Here is a 22,669-nt window from a genome sequence, read left to right as displayed (position 1 = left end):
TTAATCCACAATAGTGTCGCGCCGGTTCACCGCGCCGGGATAATCATCCGGATCGTTGCTCGCCGGTTGAGCCCGGCAACACACCGGAAATTCGCCATGCGGGGCAATGTGCTGGTGTCGAGTTTGCTTAGTGTAGATTTGAACCTCGATCGATGATTTTGCGGTCTGGATTTCGTTGGCGGCTGCGAGGGCGAGCAAATTGTACGTCGAGCCCAGGCTATTCTGACCGCGGTTGTCGCGAGCTATGCGCCGCGCGCTAGCGACGCAGAAAACGGTCTGCCAGGACGTCGATTGCCTGTCGCATGGCGGCCGCGCAATTCTTCTCCGTGTGCTTGCGCTATGAAGCTGACCAGCACGCTGGACAAGTCGTAAAACTACTCTCGGAGAGAGGAAGAATGCGCTACCGCACCGCGTCGAATTATCGGCGTGTTGGTGCATCACTTGAGTAAGCTCCCGACCACTCCCTTGCGGCGCACCTACTCCAGGTGCCTTGCGCGCAGATCTTGAAGGTCCTTTTTCAATGCCGCTAGATCCAGCCCGCGAGGAAAAGTGAGGCGTCCAGATCGGATCACGAGCCGGACGTACGGATAGCGTTCCTCGGCAAGCATCGGCAAACTGATTTTGTATTTGTGCCAATCTTCAACGATGTGTGCCTGTTGCTCGACGTTGTATGAGTCCCAGGAGTCGCCGGGCGTGTACTCGTAGCCGGCACCGATTGTCTGCGCCCAGAAGGAGCGCGCCATCGTCCAGTTCGAATCGTTGAACGCCTGCCACACATGGGTCATTTCGTGCACGAAGAGGTCGCAAATTCGACCGAAGTTGTCGCACAGGAGGCCGAAGGTGGGGCTAGGAGATGCCAGGTTACTGAACGCGACATTGCCAAGATTGATGGCATACCGCATGCTCGGCACCATGGGATTGCTTCCTCTAAAGAACGGTCCGTCGTTCGTCCACGGTCTTCCGCCTGCTCCCAGGCCGTTGGTAATCGCGATCGTCTCCCACGGCGGCAGGGTCGGGCCAAAGACGTTGCGCGCGAAATCCCGTTCGCTGACGTCCAGCACGCGGGCGAAGTCGGGTCGGCTTCCTTCACATGCCGGTGGGATCGGGGCCACTGGTGTGGGCGCAACCGGTGGAATGGGCGCAATCGGCGGGGGAGGCGGCGTACCTGGCGGTAGATAGATGAAGCCGCCTTTCCATCCACCTTTCCCGCCGGTCGTACCGGAAGAAAACGCAAAATTCTGGCGGTCGGGCGATATCGCGCGGCAGCCTACATACTCGGCTAGGTACCAGTTCACCTGCCTTGTGGCTTGTTGGAAATCGCGCTGTTTGACGAGCTTGATGCCCGGAAAATTGAACTCGATGAGGTCCCATGGATCGATGCCGATCCGCTTGGCGAGGGATATCCAGGTCTCGCCTGCCGCCACCGCATGTCGCGTTCCCGCTGGCGGTACGTAGCTTTCGACGACAGGCCTCAAGGGTCTTTCCTGGTTCGGCAATGTAAGGACCTCCCTTGCTGAGTCCTGCAGAACTACTCTTGCCACCAATATTCATTGGTCGCCGTTACCTTGAGGCGGTTCGATGGTTCCATTCATTCGGGCCCCGAACAGGTAGGCTAGGGAGGAGCCTCATTTGTAGCTTGGAGGCGTGGACAATCGAACCAGCAATCTCCGCTTTAGCGCCGGCCTTTTGACCTCGAGCCTAGCAGGTCATGCGTGCCGCTGACGCTCACGGTTCCGGAGCACTCGAAACCGCCGAAAATTCCGCAGGAGCCGGTGACCGTGACGCGCAGATCTTTGCGCTGGTACATGTCGACCGAAACGCCCACGCGCGAAAAGTCGTTCGCGCTGTTCGGCAATATCAAGTCGATGTGTTCGGCCGCCCAACGCGGCACATGTGAGTTGCTCTTCCAGAACAGCTCATTGCCGGCGTGGTGCATGAAGTTCGGCCCGACCGTAAGGGCACCGTCCACGCCCTCGAACACGAAGCCTGTTTCGTCGATGTGCACGTTCACCCGGTCGGGTGCTACTGCGAAATGCAGCGAGGTGATGTCCTGGGGCTGCGGGTCTTTGCCGAATTGCGAGCTGTAGGCATCGCTCCATTGTCCGCGGTCGCGTCCGAGCCCGAAGCCGTGCCGGCCCGGGAGATCCCGCGTTGAGAGTGGCTTGTCGGACAGCTTTGGGCGCCAGATCTCCCGAAACCCCTTGCCGATCGTTGCCGCCATCGACAGATCGAGAGCCCAATGCGACGCCTTTTCCGGGCTTTGCCCTTCGGCGAATGCGTCGAATCCGTCCGTCGTCTTGGCAATGCGCAGCTTCTTGATCAGCTCTTCCCAGTCCTTGGGCAGGAAGGTGACGCCGTCGAGCGTGGTCGTCGCGGCAGCGACACCATACTTCTCGAGTTGGTGTCGGATGTAGGGCTTCTCGTCATAAAGGCGCACATTCGGGTTGGCGCCGGCAAAGTAATTCTTCAAATCGATCTGCGGTCGCAGCATGGTCAATCGCGCCGCGATCTTCCGGTAAGTGTCGGTCGTCGTCGGATCGGTCGTCGTCATGGCGCGCCCTCCGTGGCAATCCTCACCTCAGATTGGTCTCGCCCGAACGGGTTCGGGTTCAATGTCTGCTCGTTCTATGAAGTTACCGAACGCCCCATGCCAATTACGGCAAGAGTCAAACCCCTATTGCCCCAGCACCGATGCAGTTTGAACCCGCCAACTGGAATCGGCGACCACTATGCAGGGGGTACTTTAAGCGGCGAGGACGATCAGATGTCACTGCGAGGCAGGGTATTGGATATACTCAATGGGCCGGCGGTAGCACGCATTCGTTTCCGATTTCCGATCCGCGGCAGCCACGTGACGATTGCGCCGCAAACGTTCCATCACGTCGCCCGCGCGATCCGGTTGGGGCGGGTCACCGTCAGGGCTCCGACGGATCTCGCGGCAGGCGTTGCCGCACAATATAACGATGTGGCGAGAACCAGGGCGGACGGCACAGCGGTCGCTGCGAACACGCTGGAGGTCGTGTCGGCGGCGGGGCGGATGGACGGAGCCTATATCGTCCATGAGAGCCTGCATGCAGCCTACGATCTGTTGCGTACCGGCCTCGACGCCAATGCCGAAGAGGCGTCCGCGTACGTCTGCACGGCGCTCTATTGCGGCATGACCGGCCTCCCGCGGCCGCGCTGGGCCAACGGCCCGATTTACGCCAATGCCGCTGAGGTCGCCAAAACGTTACTGTCGCAATACCAAAAGGGCGATCCTGGCATTCCCTGGGTCGGCGAGAGTGAATGGCGGATGCTGCGCGCCGGCGTGGGCCTTCATCCGGTCTATACCAGCGGACCCGGTGGTATTCTCACCGGATGGCTGCTCGGCCAGCAGTACACCCACGATGGCTGAGTGATGGGCACCTCGCCTGTTTCGGGAGGTAGCAGATCTTCTGGTTCCTTCCGCCACTCCTTCCCACGGTGCCCGGCGCACATGAGCGCGTCAGGCGATTAGCAAGCCCAGCTTGCCGACCATCGCAAGCGAGCGTTGAACGCTTTCTCGCGTTGATAGCAGCAGCGGCTCGGCGGGCTTCCTGGCACGATCCTTCTGATCTACCTGGATGGTCGGGCCGAATTTCTCGGTCATTTCGGCCGTGATCTGGTCGATAGTCCGCGTACCATCGAGCAATTGCAGGAAATCCCTGGTTCGGTCGTCCTCCAACTGCACGGTTTGGTGGAGGAGATTGGTGACGAGCGGACCTGTTTGAGCTTGTTTTCGCGCGAGCAGGCTCGCCTGCGGATGCTCGGTCGCTTCCGTCAATAAGAAGGGACGCGACAGCAGGAACGAGACCTCGCCGCTGCAAGCCAGGATAAACATCGCCTCGGTCAACGCCTTTTGGTCATCATCTGCCTGCCCGCCGCCAAGCAGCACTCGCGCCCCATCGAGCAATTCGTCAAATGACAGCGCGCGAGGCCAAGCGCGGCCGAGGCATAGGTGCGCCGCCTTCAAGAGCGAATTGGTCACCGTGATCCTGCTACCGTCCTCATTTTCGAATTCCATCGCTGAATCGTCCGTTACGCAGGCGTCCGGATCAACCGGGCTCGTCGTGCTCAGCAAATAGAACCGGGTGACGAAATCGAGGTCGGTCTGGCGGGAGAGCGAGACGTTGTCGTGGCAGAGCAAGGTACGGCGAAAGCCGTTACCGTCGATGAAGTCCTGATACTGATCGCGTGCCATGAACTCGGTTTCCGGGAAGCGTTGCAACGTCGCGCGTACCTCCTCGGAATAGCCCGCCAGATTGCGTCGCGAGAAATCGGCGTCGCTTAGATATTGCAAGCCATGAGAGCCTGCAAGCTCGACAACCTCGTGCAGCAGGAAGGCCTCGGCGCCTTCGTCGAGATCGTCATGAAACAACAGCTCGTCGGGCGCCTTGAGGACGCGGTTGTACTGATCGCGCATGATCGCGCCGTGAACCGAGTTGGCCTTCGATCCCTCGCTCAAGAACTTCAAGATTGCGCGGGCCTGTCCTACTTTTTCTTTCATGCCGGTGAGGCGGCGGGTGTGATACCGCATCATGTCGCGGACCATGTCGCGCATATGTGAGAACGGGTGCGCATTGTAACTGACGTAGCAGACCCCCTGCGGCGCGAGGTTCTGTTTGAAGATCATCATCATCTTCTCGCGCACCGCCGGTGGCACCCAGGAATACACGCCGTGCGCGATGATGTAGTCGAACCGTCCGAAGCTTGCATCGACATTCATGATGTCGCAGTGGAGAAGCTTGATGTTCTCCAGGCCCAATGTAGCGACATTGTTCTGACCGCGCTCGATCGTCACGCCGCTCAGGTCGACACCGACGAATTCGCTGTTCGGGTATTGAAAGGCCATCGGCAACAGGTTGCCGCCGACGCCGCAGCCAAGCTCCAGCACCCGGCAACGCTCGACCGGCGCCGGCTGCATGCCGTAAACGGCGGCCATGGTAGCAAGATGGTTGGGATGAGTAAGCCCATAAACATGGCCCGGGTAGTAGACCTCGTCGTATGGCGTTGGACCGATGTTTGGGTGACGATGCTCGGTTTGAATGTTCATCGTGCTCAATTCCACGAATATGCGAACTTGTTGTTGTCGATCGAGACACGTGCTTCCTTCACCTCTTCCTTGGCGAGCGACTTGCTGAGGAATTCGCGCGACAGCTCGGGGAGCAGGGTGTTGGTGATGATGTTGTCAATCATTCGCCCACCGGAGTCGGGGTCGTTGCAGCGCGACACAATGTGCTCGACGACCGCGTCGTCATAACCGAAGGTCGCGTTATGATTGTCGCGAAGGCGCCTTCCGATGCGGTCGAGTTGCAAACGCACGATCCCGGACAGCATCTCGTCCGATAGCGGGAAGTACGGTATCGAGACGATGCGTCCGAGCAGCGCCGCTGGGAACACCTTGAGCAACTCCGGCCTTAGCATCCTGGCGAGCTCTTCCGGCTCGTCGCGATACTTTGGATCGCGTGATAGGCCCATGATCATATCGGTGCCGACGTTGGTGGTAAGGATGATCAAAGTGTTCTTGAAGTCGATCCGTCGCCCGTTGCCGTCCTCCATGGTTCCTTTGTCGAATACCTGAAAGAAAATCTCATGGACGTCGGGATGAGCTTTCTCCACCTCGTCGAGCAGAATGACGCTATAGGGCTTGCGCCGGACGGCCTCGGTGAGGCGCCCACCTTCGCCATAGCCGACATACCCGGGAGGTGCGCCTTTCAAGGTCGAGACGGTGTGCGCTTCCTGGAACTCTGACATGTTGATCGTAATCATGTTTTGCTCGCCGCCATAAAGAGTCTCAGCAAGCGCCAGGGCGGTTTCGGTCTTGCCCACACCGGACGGGCCAGCCAGCATGAATACGCCGATCGGTTTCGACGGGTTGTCCAGCTTAGCGCGGCTGGTCTCAATTCGCTTGGCGATCATTGTCAGCCCATGGGACTGGCCGACGACGCGGCGGTTGAGGATCTCCGGTAGCTTCAGCACGGTTTCGATCTCGTCGCGCATCATCCGGCCGACCGGGATGCCGGTCCAATCAGAGACAACGGACGCCACCGACTGCTGGTCTACATGGGCATAGACCATTCGCTTTTCCGGATTGATGGTCTCAAGTGTGTCGAACTTGCCCCGCAGCTCCGCGCGCCTGGCAGCCGGATCTTCGCCTTCCTTGGGCCTGGACAGGATTTCACGAATGCTGCGGATGTCCTTGATGAGCTCCTGCTCGACCGCCCAATCGCCATCGAGGTTCGTCAGCTTGTCTTTCAGTGCGGCGATGTCGTTGTCGATCGCGACAATGCGCTCGTTGTCCTCTATCCCAAGGTCGCCGTCGCTGACGAGCGCAGATCTCTCAGCTTCACGAGCGGCAATCGCCACGCGTGCATCCTCGATCAAGGCCGGCGTCGCGCTCTGGCTGATGGCTACGCGTGCCGAGGCTGTATCAAGCAGGCTAACCGCCTTGTCCGGCAACTGCCGTGAAGGAATGTATCGGTGGGACAGGTTGACTGCTGCGACGATCGCAGCATCCGAAATGCGAACGCCATGGTGCTTTTCCATCGGACCGAGAAGTCCGCGAAGCATGATGCAGCAGGTCTCCACATCAGGTTCATCGATCTGGATTGGCTGGAAGCGCCGGGTGAGCGCGGGATCCTTCTCGATGTACTGGCGATATTCCGCCCATGTGGTGGCGGCGATCGTACGCAGCGTGCCACGGGCGAGGGGAGGTTTCAGGAGATTGGCCGCATCGCCGGTACCGGCGGCGCCGCCGGCGCCGATGAGTGTGTGGGCCTCATCGATGAACAAGATGATGGGAGTAGGTGAGCTCTGGACCTCGTCGATCACCGACCGCAAGCGCTGCTCGAACTCGCCCTTCATGGAGGCGCCGGCTTGCATCAGGCCGATGTCGAGTGCGCAGAGCCTTACATTGCGCAGCGGTGGCGGCACGTCGCCGGCGGCAATGCGCTGCGCAAAGCCTTCGACAACTGCGGTCTTGCCGACGCCAGCCTCGCCGGTGAGAATTGGATTGTTCTGCCGCCGACGCATCAACACGTCGATCAGTTGGCGGATTTCTTCGTCCCGGCCAAGAATCGGATCCATTTCGCCCGATTTAGCCTTGGCAGTGAGGTCCTGGGAGAACCGGTCGAGCGGCGTCGTGCCCTTCGGACCAGCTTGGGCCGCGCCTTCCGTGCCGGCGCCAACCAGGCCCGATCCGTCCATCGGCCGCATGGTCTCCTCTTCGGAGCCGGTCCAGACAGCGCGGCGTTCCGCCGCCAGTGCGTCGACGTTGACCTTGGCAAATTCCCGCGAGAGGTTGTTCAGCGCGCGACGAATATCGTTCGATTTCAGGCCGGCAACGAGCAGATGACCGGTGCGGATCTGGGTCTCGCCAAAGAAGAGCGTGGCATAGTGCCAGCCGCGATCGAGCAGATCGATGACCGAATTCGCGACGCCCGGCATGTCGGTCTCGTTCTTAGAAAAGCCGCTGATCACGCCGGCCAGGTCCGACAATAAGCGCGCGCGGTCGAGCTTGTAGTGATCGACCGAGAGGCTGAGATCGTTGCCCTCCTGCTGCAGAATATGAAACAGCCAGTGCGCAAGCTCGACGTTGCGATTGCCGGCGCTCTTTGCGTGGCGCAGGGCCTGTATGAAGGCATCATAGCCGGCCCGGTTCAGCTTGCCCGTTACAGCTTCAATGCTGATGTCGGTCACGGCGGCTCCTCCTGCTCAACTCCTCCGCGGATGCTTGTCATCATGCGGAATTGGCCTCAAATTCCATAGCATTAGGCGATGAGCACTATGGATAGGTTCAAATCGCCGTGGCATTGGCTGCGGCGCTCCGGCGGGATCTCAATCGCTCCCCGAGCTGAAAGCGGGCATCGCGGCGATACTCTTCTGTGGAGGCCCAGTTCGGCGAGACCCAAGAAGTCCATCCAAGTCGACCACTTTGTCCGAGCCTGACCGGTACAACCTCTCCGGCAGGAATGGCGAGCTCTACCTCCCATTCCAATTCGTCGCCGACATAGAAGAAAACGGCGTCGGCCAGTGGCTCCGACAGGTTGGGTGTTTCGGTCGGCAGGAATTGTTCGTACTGAGCAAATGTTCTGACAAAGACCCGAACTCTGATCTTGTCCTCGACGCTGAACACGCGCGAGCCCAGAAGGGCGTCCTGACCGAGCCTCGCATGCGTTCCGCCGAGCCGGCTGCAGTGACTTGGGTCGAACGAGAGCCAAGTGCCGACGAATTCGTCGATCTCGACTTTGACCTCGAACAGTCCTTGCAGGAATCGCGTCAACCGTGATGCACACTTCGCCCTTGGCGCGACCAGTCCAGCGAAGCTGAGCTTCGCCATGTCCGGAACGGTATCGCGATCGGCGAAAACATCGGTGCCCAAGCCGGCGAAGGAGCCGACATAGGCAATGAAGCGATCGTCCGCCGGGCGGTCGTGCTGCGCGATCGGGCGCGCGTCGGCCCAGGCACGAAAGAAGAGTTGCAGGAAGCGCCCGTTAAACAGATCGAGAAAGCGCGGGAAAGCGTCATCCCGCATCAGCCACCAGCTGAGGCTTTCGTCGGTGGTGGCAATGGGCAGGGCGCCCTGCGGGCCCAGGAGGCCGAGAAATTTGACGAGTATCCTGAGCCGGCCACTCTGGTCGTCCACGGCCGCGAGATTCGAGGCGGGAAACTCCAGATAAGGCACTTGGCCGAGGTCGACATATTCGTCGCGGCGCGCGGCACTGTCACCGATCCGCGGTCGATCCGGGTTGGCGCGCTCGAACTGGCGTAACGTATGGAAGAAATCGAAACGCCAGGGCTCGGCCTTCATCTGGTCGATCAGGGTCATAGCGGTCTCCGCGTGCCCATGCGCGGCGGCCATCGCATGATCTCGCCGCGCTCCGGCGTCGAGATGACCGTCTGGGTGAAGGTGTTGAAGCCGGAATAGTCGGCAAAGAAGCGTTCCAGGATCGCCCCGAGCAAGAACACGCCGCTGCCCTCAAATGCCTTCTCGTCGAGTGTGACGATAATCTCCAAGCCACGTGCTGCGCCGCTGCCGGTGCGCTCACGCACGCGTCGCACGATGGGGCGGCTTTCTATGCTGCGCACGCCGCGGATCTTGCGTTCCGTGGCGTCGTCGAATTGGTCGGCGAACAAGGACAGCATCTCGCGCAGCGCTCCGGCGTTCTTGCCGCCACCGCGCTCGACGAGCCCAAGATAGTTGAGGCTGAGCATGTTGATGAGCCGCCAGCTGACAACGCCGCTGTTGACGATTTCGCTGCGGCTGCGCAATTGGGCCACCACCGGTTCGCGCGGCGGCGTCGGACCGGCGACGCACATCAGATCGAGAGATGTGTCGTCCAGCAAACGAAAATCGGCGCCGCCCTGGCCGACCGGCAAGTGCTCCGTGAGATGGCGATTGGAGCAGAGAGCCCGAACGCTCAGTTCGGCGACAGAGCCTTTGCCGCTCAATTCACCGGGCTCGAGCAGTGACAGGAACATGTCCGTCCCGGTGTAGTCTGAGGAGGCGCCGTATGTCTTTTCTTCCACTGTGCGGCGGCGCGGCAAGCGGCGCACAGTGAAATAAAGCCTGTCGACCGACCCGCCGCTCCGGTCGACGGCGGCCGAATATAGCGGGCGCACGGGCCGCTTATCCTTCTCTGCCGGAAGGTGTGCGTAGACTTCGAGCACCTGGTGCGGTTCGTATTCCAGATAGCGGCTGCGATCTGGCACCACATGGTACTCGTGCGTATTCGACTTGACCGGAATACGATCACTCGTCTTCTCGAACAGATTGATCGCCGGCGCGGTATAGAGCCTGAACGTCTCGGGGCGCACCGAGGCGGCCAATCGTGAACTGTGTTCATCGAATGCGAAGACAATATCGATCGATTTGCTGCGCAGCCGTGACATCACCCCGCGAAGTCCGGTGAGGGTAATGCCGAGGAACTTGCGTGGAAACATGAAATATTCACGCAGCAATTCCGAGCCACGAAAGATCCGGTTATCGTTAGGAAATAGAGACTCATTCTCGTCGAAACCAATTTGCTGCACGCTGTCATGGGGGGCACGAGTCACCACCGGATCGCCGAAGTCGTCGAGATGTCGGAAGTAGACCCCCGTGCAATTCGAGATCAACTGCTCGTAAAGCGCGATGGCGTCGGATTCGGCACCGGACAGGTAGATCGGAAGCTCGCTCACGCGGCAGCCTGCGAACCACGTTTCCGGCTTGGTCCGAGCCTCCGCGTCCGGCGGCTCGTCGTCGAGCCGGGCCGCACTACGATGGGTCAACGATAGCCTCAGCCCCGCGATGACGTCACTGCCGATCGGGATACCGAGCGCCTGCAGAGCGCCCGCCGTCGAGAAATACTCGGCGCTTGTGACGTCAAATGGCCAGAGCACGATGTCGCGGCAAAGTCGAAACCGGCAGGAAAGACTTCGCTCTCTCTCGCGATAGGTCGCGTCGAAATAGGCGCCGCGCGCGATCTTCCTGCCGTCACGCAGCGCCGGGTCGGCATAGGGTGGCCGTGCGGTCACCAGCATGGCCGAAGGTGTCGGCGCAAGATAGTTCGGCACCAGTTGCTCGAGCAGGTTTGCAGTGAATTCGGGGAACTCGTGCTTGAGCTTGAGTTGAACGCGGGCGGCAAGAAAGGCAGCGCCTTCCAGCAGTCCCGTGATCATCGGGTCCGAGCGGTCTCGGATCAGGCCGCCGAGGCGCTCTGCGATACCTGGATATTCTTCGGCGAAATCTCCCGCCTGCTCGTACAGCAATGACAGTTCACGATTGTAGAAATCGAGGAATTCGCGATTCATGTTAAAGTCGATTGATCTGGATGTCGCCGCTGTCGAGATCGACGTCGGCGACAAATTCCACGGGGACGTTGAGCGGCTCAGCTTTGAGGTCGGCGTGAACGATGAAGCGCAGCTTCAGCTGCTCAGGGCCGACCGAGCCGTCGCGACGAACCCGAATCGTCTTGCGGTCGAGTCTGGGTTCGTAGGTCGCTAGCGTCTCGCGCAACGCGTCGGTGAGTTCGTCGTCCGTAACCTCGTCGATCGAGCGGTGGGCGATATCGGGGAAGCCGTAGTTCAAGATCGATCTCCGGACGCAATCCCGGTCGCTCAGATCCAAAGTCGATTCCAGAGCAATGGTATTGAGAAGGGCTTCTAGGTCATGAGAGATTTCCCGCCGCAACAGCGTTTCCGAGATCGGAAAGCGGCCGGCGCTACGCCGTCCGGCAATGACCCGTTCACCGAATTCATCGCGCAAATTGAGCTTCTTGCGCGCATCGCGAGCTTCATGAGCCAAGCGAAAGGCCAGCATTAGCGGGGGAGAGAGACGATCCCTCTTTGGAGTAATGGTCATTTACCTTCCCCAAGATGCCGGGCCCGCTATGCCCTTTCGCGGAGCATCAGCTGGTCTCTAGGATGGTTGTCGCCTCGGCAGGCGGTCGTGCTCGTAACCGCTCCCGCCGAGACGTCAACGCAATCGCACCGTGCGGCGCCGGCTCAGCTAATCGCAACCAACGCCAAGCAGAAGCCGACGATCAGGCCCATTCCTTGTTGGCGGGAACGTCCCAGCCAAACACCGGCGCCGCTCCAGCGCCGCCTTTTTCCGTCTGGGTCTTGTACGTCATCTTGACCTTGGCGAAATTCAGACTCACGTTTTCAGTGAGGCGATCTTCGCCGTGCGATCCGCCCGTCGATACACTCGTGACCAGAATGTGCTTCATCTCGATCTTGAGATACTCCAGCGGATTTTCACCCGCCTTGCGCACCGTGAGGATCGCCGTATCAATGTGCTTGCCGTTCGCACAGACTTTGAAAAGCTCCGGCGTGGCCTTGTCGACGAAGTGCGTGAAGTGCAGGTCCTGGATGCTGACCTTACCGGCACCGCCGCCCGAACCGCTGTGGAAAGTGCCTGACTGGCTCTCGCCGAAAGACCAGCTCAAAATATCGATTTCGTCCTTGTGCTTGTCGTCCAGCGACTCGCCCTTAATCGGATCGAGTTTCAGGAAAATGTCGACAGCCATAGCATAGTCCTTTCAAATTTCTGCATGTTACGGTTGCGATGCTGCGGCGTCAGGAGCCGGGGCCGGGAAGGCGCGAAACCAGACTGAGGCCGACGTCCATCGCCTCCAACTGAAAGTGTGGACGAAGAAAGAAGCGCGCGTTGTAATATCCCGGGTTCTCCTCGTTTGCTATGACCTCTACCTTCGCAGCGGCCAGCGGCTTGCGCGCCTTCTGAGCTTCTGACGACAGGGCTGGATTGGCATCAACGTACTCGTTGATCCAGGTCTGCAGCCAGACCGTCAGCTCATCCTTCTCCTTCATGGATCCGATCTTGTCGCGAACCATGCACTTCAGATAGTGCGCAAAGCGAGACACAGCGAACATGTAGGGCAGTCGTGACGACAGGTTATCAGAGGCGGTGGCATCCACGCCTTTCTCGCCGAAATACTTCTTCGGCTTGTAGAGCGACTGAGCGCCGATGAACGCCGCCTTGTCGGTGTTCTTGCGATGGATCAGCGGGATGAGGCCCGCCTTCGCAAGTTCGTGCTCACGGCGATCGCTGATGGCGATCTCGGTCGGGCATTTCAGGTCGACGCCGCCGTCATCGGTCGGGAACGTGTGCGTCGGCAGGTTGATAACTTCACCGCCGGACTGCACACCGCGGATGCGCGTGCACCAGCCAAACTCCTTGAAGGCGCGGTTGATGTTGACGGCCATTGCGTAGGCGGCGTTGATCCAGCCGTATTTGTCGCCGGTGTGTCCGTCCGTCTCCTCTTCGAAGGCGAACTCTTCCACGGGCTCCGATTTCGCGCCGTAGGGGAGGCGGCCGAGCGCGCGCGGCATGCACAGGCCGAGATAGCGCGAGTCGTCCTGATCGCGCAGTCCCTTCCATGCGGCATATTCCGGCGTGTCGAACACCTTGCCGATGTCCCGAGGGTTGGACAGCTCGGTCCAAGAGTCCATTCCCATCAGCGTCGGCTCGGCGCCGCTGAAGAAGGGGGCGTGTGCGGCGCCGGCGATCTTGCTGAGATCGCGGAGCAGTTGCACATCGGTGGGGAGGTGACTGAAATAATAGTCGCCGATCAGGCAGCCGAAAGGCTCGCCACCCAGCTGGCCGAATTCATACTCATAGATCTGCTTGAAAAGGGGGCTCTGGTCCCAGCGTGCATCGGGATAAAGCCGCAGATTTCGATACAGCTCGTTCTTTGAGACGTTCATCACCCGGATTTTCAGGTTGGCGTCGGTCTCGGAATTGAAGACGAGGTAGTGGAGACCGCGCCACGCACTTTCGATTGCTTGGAACTCAGGTGTATGAAGAATCTCGTTCATTTGCGCGGTCAGCTTCTGGTCGATCCGCGCGATCATCTCCTCGATGGTGTCGAGGACGTCCGACTTTATGACGCTTGTGTCCTTCAACGCCTCTTGAACGAGCGTGGATACGGCGTTTTCGACTTCGGTCGCTGCACGTTCAGTGCGCGGTTTGAAGCTTTGCTTTAGCAGGCTGGCAAACTCATCAGCTTCGACGGTTTTGACTTGGGTAGGGCTCTCTGTGTGAACAGCTTCTTTTGCCATGGTCCCCATTCCTTCCTTAGCTTTCGGTGCCAGGTTCGCTCGACTGGCTTGTCGCGCGTTCCCGCAGCGCTGCCATCAGTTGAGGATCGGCGAGAAGTTTTTTTAGCTGGTCCTCGGCGGCCACCTTGCCGTCCATGTAGCGCAGCAGGTTGGCGAGTTGTTCGCGTGCCTCGAGCAGCTTGGCGGTGGCCGGCACCTGGCGGGCGACTGCCACCGGAGTGAAGTCTGCCATCTTGTTGAAGCGCAAGTTGACCGAGATCTTTTCGTCGGAACCATCGCTGAGGCGATTGGCGACGCGCGCCGTCACGCCGGGCTGGATTGCGGCCATGCGGTTGTCGAAATTGTCCATATCGAACTCGAGGAACTTACGCTCCTCGACCTTCGACTTCTCGATGCCGGGGTTATTGCCGGAGAGGTCGGAGAGGACGCCCATGACGAACGGCAGCTCGATCAGCCGCTCGGCGTCGTAAGGATCCTCGTATGTTATGTGCACGCGTGGTGCGCGGTTTCGTCGAATGAATTTTTGACCGCTGTCAGTAGCCATGGTTCCCCTCCCTGCGAAATCGCATCAGAAGCCAAATTGCACGACGCAGATTGACTAAGGCGTCTCAACTTGCGGTCGGCAAAACATTCTTATGTCCAGTTAGTGCCTTCGAGAGAAAGGTGGTTCAATACGATTTGTCGATTGTCTTGAGAGCGCCCTCAGGAAGGACATCATTCAGAAGGCTGAGGAAATCCCGCTGTGCGAGGTCGCGCGCGCGATCGACCAGAAAGGGGATCGGGCTGGACGGCTCCGTGGTTCGGAAAAACGACGCCACCTTCGTCAGCAGACCCAAGGCCTGCGCTCTATTTTCCACCGAAAAAACAATATCTTGGGCGCTCTCATCCGTCGTTGATGAGAGCGGGGTCGCGAGCTCCGCCATCCGTTCGATCGGCAGGTCGAAGACTTTGTCCCGCCCGATGTTGATGGCAGCGCTCTCCACGTGGGACGGCACCAGCATCCGCATCACTTCAATAAATGATTTGCCGACCATCTCCTGCGCTTGACGTACCAGCAAGAGCGCCGGGTTGGATGGTTCCATTCGGGCAAAATAGGCGGCCGCTGCGCCGAGCGCTGCGGACGCCTGTGCAGATGAAGCAAACATCGTGGTTGCGTCCAACGGCACCTGCGTATCGACGGGACCGGCATCTTCCGCAGTTGCGGCAATCGCCACCGGATCACGCAATGCGACAAGACCCGCAAGCCAGGCAGCCATGCCGTCAACCAAGCCGGAGAGCCTGTCGAGGCTGATAGGTTGCCCCGAATTCATCTTCTCACGCCAGGTCGCCTTGATACCTGCGATTTCAGCAGCGACCGCGGAGCACCGCGCGCTGATTGCCTTGAGAGTATCGAGATCCGTCTCGCTGACGATGCGCTCGATAGTCGCGAGATCGAGCCCGTCGGCGTCGGCATCGCCGGCGGGAATTTCGCCTTGCGCGATTTGATAGGCACGGTAGTGGAGGTTGCCGTGTCTGCGGTTCTCGATCAGGGGGAGGAACTGGAGCGGGTTGATCACGGTCGGAAACACGTCGATTGCTTCGACCGTGACGGCCCGAAGCGCGTAGTCGCCGTTCTCGCCCCTCGGATGTACCGCTTCCCACTGCTCGCGCAGCAGCAAGTTGGTCGCCCTCAGGCAGTTAAGAAAGCCGTCGAGATCGCGGTTGAGGATTGAAAACTTCGCGAGCAGCAGGTTTAGGCGCAGATCGCGGGTACGCGCCAGGAGGGGCTGTGCAGCGGCAAATTGGCCGGCAAAATCGACTGCCTTTGGATCGAAGCGTCCACGCTCCCCATTGGCATTGACGACCTCGAAGAACGACATTGGCAGCAGGGATTCCGCACCTGCGAAGAAGTTCAGATATTGGACGTCTCCGATGGCGTCGAGATCCGGCCCGCAGGGATCGTCAGCGGTAATGGGCAGCGTCAGGGAGGCGACATCAAGCATGCGAGGATCGTCCATCTGCTCGGTCACGGCCCCGCTGCCGAGCCGTGACGACTAAGGGATCGCGCGGGGCGCATGATCCGATTCTATACCTATGGGTCAGATGCCTGCTGATCTTGGTTCATTCCCGAAGATCATGCCATTTTCTCGTGAACCGGCAAGCTCTTGGAGCCGACTACTTGATGGCCAGGGTGGTTCTTTGGACGGCTGTCGTGAAACGTCAGGAGGCCAGCCCCGGGGCGGACTTGCCGGTACTGCCAATTGGCGGGGCAGGATTTCCGCGGATCTTGCATACGTCTGATCAGCTCTTTGCAGCGGGTCATTCGATCGAAGGAGGGAGTTTAAGCCCACATGGGCCAGCTTACTCAGGATACCCGCCTCTGCGAACTCAAGACGCCTCTTGGCAAAGACGTTCTGGTTTTTGCCGGATTCGAGGGCTCGGAAGGTCTCAGCGAACTGTTCGAGTATCGCATAGAGTGTCTCAGTGAGGATGCCGACCTCGACTTCGACCGAGCCATCGGTCAGCAATGCACGCTGACCATAAAGCTGCATGAAAAGGAGCGCGAGTTCAGTGGCATTCTGACGGAGGCCCAGTGGCTCGGGGTAAGGAACGACTATTTTAGCTACCGGATCGTGCTGAGGCCCTGGTTTTGGCTGTTGTCGCGGACCACCGATTGCCGGATCTTTCAGGACAAGAAAGCGCCCGACATTATCAAGGAGGTATTCAACGAACGCGGCTTCACCGATTATGAATCCAAACTGACCGAAGAGGGGTCCTGTCCGAAGCTCGAATATTGCGTTCAGTACCGCGAGACTGACATGAATTTCGTGTGCCGGCTGATGGAACAGCACGGCATCTACTACTTCTTCAAGCACGAGGGCGGCAAACATACGCTGGTGTTGGCGGATTCCAAATCGTCGCATAGCCCGATCAACGGTCTTGCTACGATTCCCTATATCCCGTTAACGGGGGCAGATCGTCGAGGCGAGCAGCATATCTACGAATGGGTCTCGGAGCGCCGGTTTCGAACCGGCAAGATCGAGCTTAACGACTACAACTATCAAAAGCCCAACGCGCAGATGATCAGCGACGCCAAGGGCTCCGAGCACTACACCCGGTCGGAGATGGAGTTTTACGACTATCCAGGGAAGTTCAAGGAAAAATCCGACGGCGAGCGCTACGCGAAGATCCAGCTCCAGGCCGAGCAGGCAATGGACCGAAGGCGCCGCGGCAACGGCGACGCCGTCAACTTGTTCCCCGGTGGGTTAACGAAGCTTGAAAAGCACTCCAAGGATTCGCAGAACGTGGAATATCTCGTGGTGCGAGCCACGCACTCGTTCTCGATCGAATCTTATCGCACCGGAGGTCCGAGCGACGCCGGGCAACACGTCTATTTCGGCAGCTACGAGTTTCTGCCGAGCGATCGGCCGTTTCGAGCGCCAATGACGACGCCGAAGCCAAGGATCAATGGCATCCAGACTGCCAAGGTAGTGACCAAAGACGACAATTCGAGCGAGGAAATCGACGTCGAGTCGCTCGGCGAAATCTATGTCCGCTTTTTCTGGGATCGCAAGAAGAAGCGGTCGTGCCGGTTGCGCGTCGCCCAGGTTTGGTCTGGCAAGCGCTGGGGCGGTCAGATTATCCCACGCGTCGGGCAGGAAGTCGTTGTCGAATTCCTGGAAGGGGATCCGGACCGGCCCCTGGTGATCGGCACCGTGTACAACGACGAATACAAGCTGCCTTACGATCTGCCGTCGAAAAAGACGATTGGCGGCTTGAAGTCGGACTCCACCAAAGGTGGCGGCGGCTTCAACGAGTGGAGCTTCGAGGACAAGAAGGGGTCCGAGAAGATCACGGTGCATGCCGAGAAGGACCATGACGTGACGGTCCGGGACACCGAGACACGGACCATCGGCGAAGCTGCATTCGGCGGCGATACCCGCAAGACCACGCTCAAGAAAGGCAATGACAAACTCGACATCGAATTGGGCGGTCAACACATCACGCTGGCCATGGACCAGTCTGTCAATGCGGGCATCAGCATCACGCTCACCGCCAACGCCAATATCACCCTGCAGGTTGGTCCCAGCCAGATTATCCTGACCCCGGCGGGCATCGTCATCAACGCGCCGACGATCGCCATGACAGCGCAGGCCGGCATGGCGCTTGCTGCCGGCGGTCCGCTGGTCGCTCACGGCACTCCAACTCTTGTCGGCTGACGATCATGGGGCAGGTTCGATTCGGAACGGTACAGGATCTGTTTCAGGCCTATCCGTTGGCGCGCTATGATGTCGGCAGAGCCGACGCTGACAAGCCTTCGCTGGATTTCCTTCAGGAGGCCGCCGACGCGTGCAATTGGCACGCGGCCGTGTCTTATTGTGCATACCTACTTCCAAGGCGTGTGGCAATTGGCTGGGGATGTCGCTCTCTGCGACGGATGTTCGATCATTTCGATGCCAGCGATAGCAGGTCGCTCAATATTGTGGAGACCTGGGTCCGGCAACCGGACGAGCAGTCCCGGAACAAGGCGCTGGCTGTCGGCAATGCCAACGATCCTGAGCAGCCGGCAACGTGGCTGGCGCTGGCGGCCGGCTGGTCCGGCGGAAGCGTGGTTCCCCCGGAATTTGCGCCCGTGGAAGCCAAGCCAGATCAGGCCGCACGGGCGGTGCGTACAGCACTGCTGATTGGCCTCTGCCGGCTCCCCCGTGACTTCCGGGACCAGATAATGACGTCGTGCCTGGAGGATGGTATTCAATTGGCACGCGGCGAACCGCGCCCTCCGCGCTAACGAGACGATGTGATGGTGCTTCGCTTTAATATCGAGAACGAACCGAATCTTCCGGACGGCGGACCTGTGACGTTTACGGTCACCGGCAGGCGTTCGGTCGATATTGGCCGGGACCGTCACCTCGACTGGACGCTGCCGGATCCGGCGCGGACTATTTCCGGAAAGCATTGCGAGGTGCACTTTCGCGACGGTGGCTATTGGCTGCACGACGTCTCGACCAACGGCACCTTTCTCAATGGTGCCGACCAGCGCATGCGGGGGCCGCACCGCTTGCGCGACGGCGATCGGCTCACGATCGGCCACTACATCATCGGAGTTTCGCTGGAGGATGAGGCTGGCGGGCGTATCCCAAATCAAGCGGCGCAACTGCACGAACCCTCGGTCCAGCAGCATGCGGATTACGGAGAGCTTTGGACGGCCGATCGTGACGTTCCGCCGCCGATCGATCCGCAACTGTTGAAGAAGCCACGCGAGGCGGCGCGGCCCGTCAATCCGGGGTTCCTTGATTGGGCAGCGAGCGTGCCGGCGCCGGGTGTAGACCCATTTCGATGGTCATCGCCGACGTCTACGTCCCAACCGTCCGTGCAGGACGATGACATGAACTGGGCAGCCGGTCCGGTCACCGCGCCGAAACCGCAAGTCGAGCGCCCGCAAGCCATCCCGACTCCACGCCGGCCGTCGGTTTGGATCGATGATGAACCAGTCGCTGCCCAGCCGCCAACATCGCCATCGCACCCGCAGGTCGAGACGGCGCAAGCAGCAGACGAGCGACCTGTCGCGGCCAAGCCAGTCGGTGGTACCGAGTTCGCGCGACTGGTGGCGCGCGCTGCGGGATTGCCGGAGAATTTCTTCGCCAGCAAGTCCGATGCCGAACTCGCCGAACAGCTTGGCATCATCTTGCGTATGACCGTGGACAATCTGATGGCGCTGCTGCAAGCGCGAACCCAAGCCAAGCAGCTGACCCGTAGCACCAGCCAGACCACCGTCCAAGCCCTCGAAAATAATCCGCTGAAATTCTCGCCGACCTCGGAGGAAGCGATGCGCATTCTCTTTGGGCCGCCGACACGCAGCTATCTCGATGCACAGCGCGCCTTTGCACAGGGCTTCAGTGATCTCAAGTCACATCAGTTGAGAACCTATATGGCGATGCAGCACGCTGTCCATGAGCTGATTGCGGGCATAGATCCGACGCTGATGGCGCGCGAGCTCGAGCTTCAGCGTGGCGCAAGCTCCTGGCTCGGCACGAACAAGGGCAAACTCTGGGACGAGTTCTTGACGCGCTGGAAAGCGCATCTTGGCCGCGACAACAACGCGCCGATCGAAACCTTTATGTTGCTTTTCTCGAACTATTACGACCGCGGTGATAAGCCCGGCTCAAAGTAAACTCTCGGCGACCACGAGGTTGCCTACAATTTCTAAGTGGATATAGGAATGTCTTGGTACAGCAAGGTCTTCTGGTCGGAAGGTTTGTTTCTGCGGCCGCATCATCTGCAGCAGAACGACCGCTACATCGAACACTTGCTGGAAAAGCGCGTTCGCTACACGACACCATATCCTTGGGGCTTTGCCGAGCTAGAGATCGATAGGGATCTTACCGAACAGAGCAAATTCGCGGTGCGCAGTGCGTCCGGCCTCATGCCGGACGGTACGCCGTTCGATATCCCTGCGGACAGCCCAATACCCGAATCGATCGAGGTGCCGGAGACGGCTGCAGGCCAGATCGTCTGGCTGATGATGCCGGTCGCGGCGCCAAACACCCGCGAGGTCGACGAGGACCGCACCGACAGCGCCAGTCGTTATGTTCGCACTTCGGAAACCTTCATTGACTCGACCTCGGCGCTCCGTATCGAGGAAGAGATCGACATCGCTTATCCGCGCCTGTCTTTCGAACTGCGCAAGACGAGCAAGCCCGGATACATGGGCCTGGGTATCGCGCGCATTCTCGAGGTGCGCGACAAGAACATCCTGTTCGACGACAAGTTCGTGCCGCCGATGCTGGTCTGCGCCGCGCATCCGATCATCGATGGCTGGCTCAACCGCATCATCGGCTGGGTTGAGACTAAACTCGACGAGCTGGCGCGTTACGCCGTCGATCCGTCATCCGGTGGTGGGTTGCAGAGCGTCGACTATCTGGTCCTGCAAGTGCTGAACCGTACCATTCCCGTGCTGACTCATTTCCAGCGCTCCGGCAGCGTTCACCCGGAGCGCCTGTACGAGGAATTGCTGAGGTTCGCGGGTGAACTTGCGACGTTTTCCACGGCGGAACGGCGGGCGCGCAACTATCCGGCGTACAATCACGACGATCTCGAGAACGTCTTCACACCCTTGGTGAGCGACATCCAGGACTTCTTGAGCGCGCGGCTGGGCCGGCGGGCGATCCGCCTGGAGATCATCGAGCGCGCACAGAATGCGTTCGTATCGCCGATCCGCGATCGAGCGCTATTCCGAAATGCGACCCTGGTGCTGGAAGTTGCCGCACGGCGGCCGCTTGTGGAGATCCAGAACGATTTCCCGCACCTGTTCAAGGTCGGGCCGAACACAAAGATGAACGAGATCGTGCACGCAAACCTGCCGGGCCTCACGTTGGCGCATTTGCCGACGCCGCCGCCGCATATCCGGGCCATCACGGATCACGTCTATTTCTATCTCGACCGCAAGTCACCGCTGTGGCCCGAGTTCAGTACGGCTGCGTCGATCGGAATGCATTTTTCCGGCGACTGGCCCGAGCTTGAGCTGTATCTTTGGGCTATCCTGGAAGACAGGCCATGAGCGACAAGGACAAGCCGGTCAATCCTTTCGGGCGGGGCGAACGGACGATCATCCGTCCCAACCCCGGCGGGAAGTTGCCGCCGGCGCCGATCTCTCAACCTCCGCCGGGCGGGGGGCCCGCAGCACGCCCAGCCTATTCGCCATCACCCGTACCCTCTCCCGGCACGCCGGCCCCACCACCATCCTTTTCGCCCGTTCCACAGGGCTCGAACTACGCCTCCGCGCCGGCCAGCCATCCAGCCGAGGAATGGATCTCGACACCCGCGCAAGGCCAGGTGCCGCAACCCTTGATGCCGCCAGGGCCGCCGTTGCGCGTTGACGATCTGGTCGCGCCAAATGCCAATCCGGTGATGCGCGCTGCGGGCCCGTTGCTGCAACTGCTCGGTCGGTTGCGTGTGGCGCTCATGCGAGCGTCATTCGCCAGCCTGATGGAGCAGGTCGCAGACGCGATCAAATTCTTTGAGAAGGACATCCGTTCAGCGGGCATTTCCGAGCACCAGGCCAACACAGCAAAATACATCCTGTGTGCCACTGCTGACGATATCGTGCAGCACATCCCAACCGAAGAGCGTCACGTCTGGACGCAATATTCGATGCTGAGCCGGTTCTTCGGCGAGCGTGTCGGCGGCGTCCGTTTCTTTGAGATCCTCGACCATTTGAAGGTTGATCCACTGGTCAACTATCCGGTCCTCGAACTTCAGCACGTCTGCCTTGCGCTTGGTTTTCAGGGCATCCACCGGACGTCAGGGGGCGGACTTGCGAACCTGCAACTGATCCAGCGCAACCTCTATGAATTGCTGCGCCGGGTTAGACCGAAAACGATGAGCGACCTGTCGCCCAACTGGCGCGGGCAGGCGCTGGCGGGGCGCCGGCAGCGTCTGCGTGTTCCGGTTTGGCTCGTGGCAGCCGTGGTCGCCGCGCTGCTGACCGGGTCCTATTTCGTTCTGCGGACGCTCCTCGCTGGACGGGCAGAGAATGCTGCTGAGGTGGCGCTCGCGCTCCATCCGGCCGGTCCGATCGAACTCAAGCGTCAGGTCGTTGCACCACCCCCACCGCCGCCGCCTCCGCCGCCGCCGGATCGCATTACCCAGTTGCAACGCATCCGCAATGCGCTCGCGAAGGAGAACACCGCCTGCGCCATGACGGCGGACCAGACCCCCAGCTTCATCGTGATCAGGGTCTGCGACCTGGCCTTGTTTGCGTCGGGCCAAGCGACCATCCTCGACGGCTTTAAGCCGATCGCTCTCCGCGTCGCAGCAACCCTCGACAAGGAGCCGGGACGGATCCGGGTCGTCGGCCATACTGACAGTTCGCCAATCCGCACAGTCCGCTTCCCGACCAATTTCGAGTTGTCGGTCGAGCGCGCCAAGGCGGTTGCCGCGGCACTGAAACCTGGCTTGAACGATGGTTCGCGCGTCGACGTCGAGGGCAAAGGAGCAGATGCGCCGATTGCCAGCAACACAACGCCCGAGGGACGTGCCAAGAACCGGCGCGTCGAGATCTTTATCGAACGCAGCGAATAGGCACACACCGCCGGATCAGGTGGTTTTGCGA

Annotated in this window: 17 protein-coding genes; 6 read left to right on the top strand and 11 right to left on the bottom strand. The window is 60.1% G+C overall.

Annotated elements, in window-relative coordinates:
- Positions 1-476: 476 nt before the first annotated feature.
- Together ACIPUD_RS12055 and ACIPUD_RS12050 are read right to left on the bottom strand one after the other, a co-directional pair.
- Complete coding sequence (locus ACIPUD_RS12055; protein WP_162496435.1) at positions 477-1,475, bottom strand: hypothetical protein; 999 nt, start codon at positions 1,473-1,475, stop codon at positions 477-479.
- Between the two features lie 197 nt (positions 1,476-1,672).
- The gene (locus ACIPUD_RS12050) at positions 1,673-2,551 is read right to left on the bottom strand and encodes a hypothetical protein (RefSeq protein ID WP_162496436.1); all 879 of its coding nucleotides are present in this window, start codon (positions 2,549-2,551) and stop codon (positions 1,673-1,675) included.
- Positions 2,552-2,785: 234 nt separating this feature from the next.
- Here ACIPUD_RS12050 and ACIPUD_RS12045 point away from each other — a divergent pair, with 234 nt between their 5' ends.
- On the top strand, positions 2,786-3,394 hold the full coding sequence (locus tag ACIPUD_RS12045) for a hypothetical protein (protein WP_446480710.1): 609 nt from the start codon (positions 2,786-2,788) through the stop codon (positions 3,392-3,394).
- Between the two features lie 90 nt (positions 3,395-3,484).
- On the opposite strand, the gene ACIPUD_RS12040 is transcribed toward ACIPUD_RS12045, so the two are convergent.
- The 9 genes from ACIPUD_RS12040 to ACIPUD_RS12000 form a co-directional block, all read right to left on the bottom strand.
- A complete protein-coding gene (locus ACIPUD_RS12040; RefSeq protein WP_162496524.1) occupies positions 3,485-5,071 on the bottom strand; it encodes a class I SAM-dependent methyltransferase in 1,587 nt (528 codons plus the stop codon).
- 5 nt (positions 5,072-5,076) lie between these two features.
- A complete protein-coding gene (gene tssH, locus ACIPUD_RS12035) occupies positions 5,077-7,716 on the bottom strand; it encodes a type VI secretion system ATPase TssH (RefSeq protein WP_446480709.1) in 2,640 nt (879 codons plus the stop codon).
- Positions 7,717-7,813: 97 nt separating this feature from the next.
- Positions 7,814-8,878, bottom strand: coding sequence for a type VI secretion system baseplate subunit TssG (gene tssG, locus ACIPUD_RS12030; protein WP_018457638.1), 1,065 nt, complete (start codon positions 8,876-8,878; stop codon positions 7,814-7,816).
- Entirely contained in the window at positions 8,842-10,809 is a 1,968-nt protein-coding gene (gene tssF / locus ACIPUD_RS12025; RefSeq protein WP_317246305.1) for a type VI secretion system baseplate subunit TssF, read from the bottom strand. Before tssF ends, tssG begins: the two co-directional genes overlap by 37 nt.
- 1 nt (position 10,810) lies before the next feature.
- Positions 10,811-11,359: a type VI secretion system baseplate subunit TssE gene (gene tssE / locus ACIPUD_RS12020; RefSeq protein WP_026233415.1), complete on the bottom strand. Its 549-nt coding sequence runs from the start codon at positions 11,357-11,359 to the stop codon at positions 10,811-10,813.
- 181 nt (positions 11,360-11,540) lie between these two features.
- Positions 11,541-12,026: an Hcp family type VI secretion system effector gene (locus ACIPUD_RS12015; protein ID WP_018457635.1), complete on the bottom strand. Its 486-nt coding sequence runs from the start codon at positions 12,024-12,026 to the stop codon at positions 11,541-11,543.
- Positions 12,027-12,075: 49 nt separating this feature from the next.
- Complete coding sequence (gene tssC / locus ACIPUD_RS12010; RefSeq protein ID WP_018457634.1) at positions 12,076-13,578, bottom strand: type VI secretion system contractile sheath large subunit; 1,503 nt, start codon at positions 13,576-13,578, stop codon at positions 12,076-12,078.
- Positions 13,579-13,594: 16 nt separating this feature from the next.
- Complete coding sequence (gene tssB, locus ACIPUD_RS12005; protein ID WP_026233414.1) at positions 13,595-14,122, bottom strand: type VI secretion system contractile sheath small subunit; 528 nt, start codon at positions 14,120-14,122, stop codon at positions 13,595-13,597.
- 124 nt (positions 14,123-14,246) lie between these two features.
- On the bottom strand, positions 14,247-15,560 hold the full coding sequence (locus ACIPUD_RS12000) for a type VI secretion system protein TssA (protein ID WP_162496526.1): 1,314 nt from the start codon (positions 15,558-15,560) through the stop codon (positions 14,247-14,249).
- Between the two features lie 348 nt (positions 15,561-15,908).
- Here ACIPUD_RS12000 and ACIPUD_RS11995 point away from each other — a divergent pair, with 348 nt between their 5' ends.
- The 5 genes from ACIPUD_RS11995 to tssL are packed head-to-tail and all read left to right on the top strand — an operon-like array spanning position 15,909 to position 22,638.
- Positions 15,909-17,777 carry a type VI secretion system Vgr family protein gene (locus ACIPUD_RS11995; RefSeq protein WP_085348546.1) on the top strand — a complete coding sequence of 623 codons (1,869 nt, stop codon included), beginning with the start codon at positions 15,909-15,911 and terminating at the stop codon, positions 17,775-17,777.
- Positions 17,778-17,782: 5 nt separating this feature from the next.
- Positions 17,783-18,346, top strand: a complete 564-nt coding sequence (locus tag ACIPUD_RS11990) for a DUF6931 family protein (protein WP_085383668.1) — start codon at positions 17,783-17,785, stop codon at positions 18,344-18,346.
- 12 nt (positions 18,347-18,358) lie between these two features.
- Complete coding sequence (gene tagH / locus ACIPUD_RS11985; protein ID WP_018457629.1) at positions 18,359-19,729, top strand: type VI secretion system-associated FHA domain protein TagH; 1,371 nt, start codon at positions 18,359-18,361, stop codon at positions 19,727-19,729.
- Between the two features lie 48 nt (positions 19,730-19,777).
- Positions 19,778-21,115 carry a type VI secretion system baseplate subunit TssK gene (gene tssK, locus ACIPUD_RS11980; RefSeq protein ID WP_018457628.1) on the top strand — a complete coding sequence of 446 codons (1,338 nt, stop codon included), beginning with the start codon at positions 19,778-19,780 and terminating at the stop codon, positions 21,113-21,115.
- The gene (tssL, locus tag ACIPUD_RS11975) at positions 21,112-22,638 is read left to right on the top strand and encodes a type VI secretion system protein TssL, long form (RefSeq protein ID WP_446480708.1); all 1,527 of its coding nucleotides are present in this window, start codon (positions 21,112-21,114) and stop codon (positions 22,636-22,638) included. The genes tssK and tssL overlap by 4 nt, the downstream gene beginning before the upstream one ends.
- Positions 22,639-22,669: the final 31 nt, after the last annotated feature.

The sequence above is a fragment of the Bradyrhizobium sp. CAR08 genome (genome assembly GCF_052871955.1).
Note: the sequence above shows the minus strand (reverse complement) of the source record. Positions and strands in the feature narration are given on the sequence as shown.

Coding starts and splice junctions, on each gene's coding strand:
- ACIPUD_RS12050 (WP_162496436.1), bottom strand. CDS start 2,551: ATGACGACGACCGATCCGACGACGACCGACACTTACCGGAAGATCGCG.
- ACIPUD_RS12040 (WP_162496524.1), bottom strand. CDS start 5,071: ATGAACATTCAAACCGAGCATCGTCACCCAAACATCGGTCCAACGCCA.
- tssG (WP_018457638.1), bottom strand. CDS start 8,878: ATGGCCGCCGCGCATGGGCACGCGGAGACCGCTATGACCCTGATCGAC.
- tssF (WP_317246305.1), bottom strand. CDS start 10,809: ATGAATCGCGAATTCCTCGATTTCTACAATCGTGAACTGTCATTGCTG.
- tssE (WP_026233415.1), bottom strand. CDS start 11,359: ATGACCATTACTCCAAAGAGGGATCGTCTCTCTCCCCCGCTAATGCTG.
- ACIPUD_RS12015 (WP_018457635.1), bottom strand. CDS start 12,026: ATGGCTGTCGACATTTTCCTGAAACTCGATCCGATTAAGGGCGAGTCG.
- tssC (WP_018457634.1), bottom strand. CDS start 13,578: ATGGCAAAAGAAGCTGTTCACACAGAGAGCCCTACCCAAGTCAAAACC.
- tssB (WP_026233414.1), bottom strand. CDS start 14,122: ATGGCTACTGACAGCGGTCAAAAATTCATTCGACGAAACCGCGCACCA.
- ACIPUD_RS12000 (WP_162496526.1), bottom strand. CDS start 15,560: ATGCTTGATGTCGCCTCCCTGACGCTGCCCATTACCGCTGACGATCCC.
- ACIPUD_RS11995 (WP_085348546.1), top strand. CDS start 15,909: ATGGGCCAGCTTACTCAGGATACCCGCCTCTGCGAACTCAAGACGCCT.
- ACIPUD_RS11990 (WP_085383668.1), top strand. CDS start 17,783: ATGGGGCAGGTTCGATTCGGAACGGTACAGGATCTGTTTCAGGCCTAT.
- tagH (WP_018457629.1), top strand. CDS start 18,359: ATGGTGCTTCGCTTTAATATCGAGAACGAACCGAATCTTCCGGACGGC.
- tssK (WP_018457628.1), top strand. CDS start 19,778: ATGTCTTGGTACAGCAAGGTCTTCTGGTCGGAAGGTTTGTTTCTGCGG.
- tssL (WP_446480708.1), top strand. CDS start 21,112: ATGAGCGACAAGGACAAGCCGGTCAATCCTTTCGGGCGGGGCGAACGG.